Annotated in this window: 2 protein-coding genes; one reads left to right on the forward strand and one right to left on the reverse strand. The window is 60.3% G+C overall.

Annotated elements, in window-relative coordinates; all coding sequences use genetic code 11:
* Positions 1–779, reverse strand: a 779-nt coding sequence (locus tag ACZ6ZQ_RS38660) for an SLC13 family permease (protein ID WP_469773212.1), incomplete at its 3' end; no start/stop codon positions are given.
* Between the two features lie 131 nt (positions 780–910).
* Here ACZ6ZQ_RS38660 and ACZ6ZQ_RS38665 point away from each other — a divergent pair.
* A partial coding sequence (locus tag ACZ6ZQ_RS38665; RefSeq protein WP_469773213.1) for a LysR family transcriptional regulator occupies positions 911–1009 on the forward strand: 99 nt, incomplete at its 3' end.

Consider the following 1009-nt stretch of genomic DNA (forward strand, 5'->3'; position numbering starts at 1 on the left):
GTGCCGAGCATGAACATCACCACCGGGTCGACCCAGCCGGCAATCATCACCACCATCACCAGTACGGTCAGGATCAGGTTGACCCAGAACAGCCGCGGGCGACGCAGGGCAATATCATCGTCGCTGAGCACCCGTTGCGGCACGGCGTCCACGCTGGAACCAGCGCCCAGCCCCAGGCGTTTTTCTTCACGGTGGCCCAGCCACCAGGCGCAGGCAAACACAAAGACCAGGCCGACGATCTGCACCGGGATCAGCGGCTGGAACAAGTCCGCCACCGGCACATGCAGCGCCGCCGAGGAACGCAGTACCGGGCCGGTCCACGGCAGGAAGTTGACCCCCGCCGCCATCGCCGCCACACAGGCGAGGATGCGTTTATCAATCCCCAGCCGCGTGTACAGCGGCAGCATCGCCGGCACCGTCACCAGAAAGGTCACCGCGCCGGAGCCGTCCAGGTGCACCAGCAGTGCCAGCGTCGCGGTACCGACGACAATCCTTGTAGGACGCGTCCCTACCGTGCGCAGGATGCGATCAATGATTGGATCCAGCATGCCGGCATCGGTCATGATCCCGAAAAACAGGATCGCAAACACAAACATGCCCACCACGGGGGCGACGTTCTTGATGCCGGTGATGATGAAGGCACTGGTTTGCAGGCCGAAACCGCCGAGCAGTGCAGCGATGATCGGCAAGGCGATCAGGGCCACCAGTGGCGACAGGCGCTTGCTCATGACGGCGGTGAGCAGGCACAGGATGGTGATGACACCCAGGGTAGCGAGCATGGGGTAGCTCCAGAACGGCGTTTTCGGCCGGTTATTGTTTTCCCTGGAGTATTGGAATCGCGTTAGGCTTTGTAAATTGGAATATTCGGCACTCCATATTCGAAAAAACAAAACGCTCGAGCAAAATAAAAATGAAAAATTCGATCCAGCATATCCAGGCGTTTCTCGCCGTTGCTCGTACGGGCAGCTTTACCAAGGCGGCCAACGAACTGCATCTATCGCCCTCGGCC

The sequence above is a fragment of the Streptomyces sp. NPDC053673 genome (genome assembly GCF_055585225.1).